Origin of the sequence: Bradyrhizobium sp., assembly GCF_004799405.1 — a bacterium.
GTDB lineage: Bacteria > Pseudomonadota > Alphaproteobacteria > Rhizobiales > Xanthobacteraceae > Bradyrhizobium.
On the sequence record NZ_SSMW01000044.1, the window covers coordinates 1 to 2,668 of the forward strand.

Below are 2,668 nucleotides of genomic sequence, written 5' to 3' on the forward strand. Positions count from 1 at the left end.
CCGGTTGGTTCCTCCGGAAACGTGTGAGCAGACGAGCCTTATGGCCCGGCTGCCACCGGACGGCCTTTTGAGCCATGTTTCCGTGTGAGATGGCGCGGTATATAGCGGGATTTCCGGCAGAAGCAAGGAAATTGGGGGCTTTCTTGCCTTCCGGCAGCGGGCCCGCCCCCTTACACCGTCTGCACGTCCACCACGCCCGAGACCGCCTTGATCGCGCCGGCGATCTGCGGCGAGACCTTGAAACGGCCGGGCAGCTTCATTTCAACCTCGGTTTCGAGGTCCAGCATCATCACCAGCGACACGTCTCCATCGGCCGCGCCTCCTGACGCCGCCGGTTTCGCCTGGGGGCCGCGGGCTGGACCGCCCTGCGAGGCTGCCTCAGGCATCTGCAGCCGCCGGGCGATGGAGTCCAGCGGCCGGGTGTCGCGCACGAATATGCGCAGGCCCTTCTGAGTTTTGGCCGCCGCGTCATCCAGCGGCTCGGCATGGAGCACGCGGGCGCGAACGTCTTCGCCCTGCAACTCGGCCCCGAGTTGCAGCAACACCGCAGCACCGGGTTCCAGCACCTCGCGATACTGCGCGAGCCCTTCGGAAAACAGCACGGCTTCGAAGTGTCCGGTCGGGTCGGACAGCCCGATGATGCCCATCTTGTTGCCGGTCTTGGTGCGTCGCTCCATCCGGGACACCACGGTAGCTGCCACCTTGCCCGCGGTCGCGCCGGTTTTCACCGCGCGGGAGAATTCGGCCCAGGACTGCACCCTCAGGCGTTTCAGGACGGTGGCATAATCGTCGAGCGGATGGCCCGAGAGGAAAAACCCGATGGCGTCGTATTCGCGCCGCAGACGCTCGGCCGGCAGCCACGGCTCGACCTGCGGCAGCATGATGGTCGGCGCGTCAGCCGCACCGCCGAACATGTCGTTTTGTCCCAAGGTCGCGGCCTCGTGGCTGCGCTGGCATGCCGAAAGAATCGCCTCGGCACCGGCGAACACCCGCGCGCGATTGGAGTCCAGCGCGTCGAACGCGCCGGCGGCGGCAAGGCTCTCGATCACGCGCTTGTTGATCGCCCGCGGATTCACCCGCGCCGCGAAATCGGCCAGCGACGTGAACAGTCCATCCTTGCGCGCCTCCACGATCAGTTCGACCGCCTGTGCGCCGACGCCCTTCAAGCCCGCCAGCGCATAGTAGATGGTGCCGTCGCTGACTTCGAAGGTTGCGCCGGAACGGTTGACGGAGGGCGCCTCGACCTTGATGCCGAGCCGCTGCGCTTCGGCGCGAAACTCGCTGAGCTTGTCGGTGTTGTTGATGTCCAGCGTCATCGACGCCGCCAGGAATTCGACCGGATGGTTCGCTTTCATCCAGGCGGTTTGGTAGGTGATGAAGGCGTACGGCGCCGAATGCGATTTGTTGAAACCGTATTCGGCGAACTTGGCGCAGGCCTCGAAAATCGCAATCGCCGTCGATTCCGGAATGCCGTGCGCGGCCGCACCGGACAGAAACCGCGCCCGTTGCGCGTCCATTTCGGACTTGATCTTCTTGCCCATGGCGCGGCGAAGCAGATCGGCTTCGGCCAGCGTGTAACCGGCGAGGTCCTTGCCGATCTGCTGGACCTGCTCCTGATAGGTGATGACCCCGAAGGTCTCCTTAAGGATCGGCTCCAGGCTCGGGTGAAGATATTCGATCTCTTCTTCGCCGAGCTTGCGGGCGCAATAGGTCGGAATGTTCGCCATCGGACCCGGCCGATAGAGCGCCACCAGCGCGATCAGGTCCTCGAACCGGTCCGCGCGCATATCGACCAGCGCGCGCCGCATGCCCTGACTTTCAACCTGGAACACGCCGACCACGTCGCCGCGCCCGAGCATCTCGTAGGTCTTCTTGTCGTCGAGCGGAATCCGCCCGATATCCAGATCGACGTTGCGCTGCTTCAATAGCTTGACCGCAACATCGAGAACCGTGAGGGTTTTCAGGCCGAGAAAATCGAATTTCACCAATCCCGCAGGCTCGACCCACTTCATGTTGAACTGGGTTACCGGCATGTCGGATTTCGGATCGCGGTAGAGCGGCACGAGTTCGCTCAACGGACGATCCGCTATCACGATGCCGGCGGCGTGGGTCGAGGCGTGCCGCGTCAATCCTTCGAGCCGCTGCGCGATATCGAAAGCGCGCGCCACCACCGGGTCTTCGTCGCGAAACGCCTGCAACTTCGGCTCGCTTGCCAATGCCGCCGCCAGCGACACCGGGGCTGCGGGATTTTGCGGCACCAGTTTTGTCAGCTTGTCCACCTGGCCATAGGGCATCTGCAGCACCCGCCCGACGTCGCGCAGCACTCCCCGCGCCTGCAGCGTGCCGAAGGTGATGATCTGGGCGACCTGATCGCGTCCGTAACGGCGTTGCACGTACTGGATCACCTCGTCACGGCGGTCCTGGCAGAAGTCGATGTCGAAGTCGGGCATCGACACCCGGTCGGGATTGAGGAAGCGTTCGAAGATCAGGCCAAACCTGATCGGATCGAGGTCGGTGATGGTCAGCGAATAGGCCACCAGCGAGCCCGCGCCGGAGCCGCGGCCGGGACCTACCGGAATGCCCTGCGATTTGGCCCATTGAATGAAATCGGCGACGATCAGGAAATAGCCGGGATATTTCATGCGCTCGATGACGCCGAGTTCGAAAC

At 63.9% G+C, this 2,668-nt stretch carries 1 protein-coding gene; it reads right to left on the reverse strand.

What is annotated here, in order from left to right:
* Nucleotides 1-170: 170 nt before the first annotated feature.
* The coding region (gene dnaE / locus E7813_RS07935) for a DNA polymerase III subunit alpha (protein WP_291572559.1) at nucleotides 171-2,668 on the reverse strand (2,498 nt) is incomplete at its 5' end.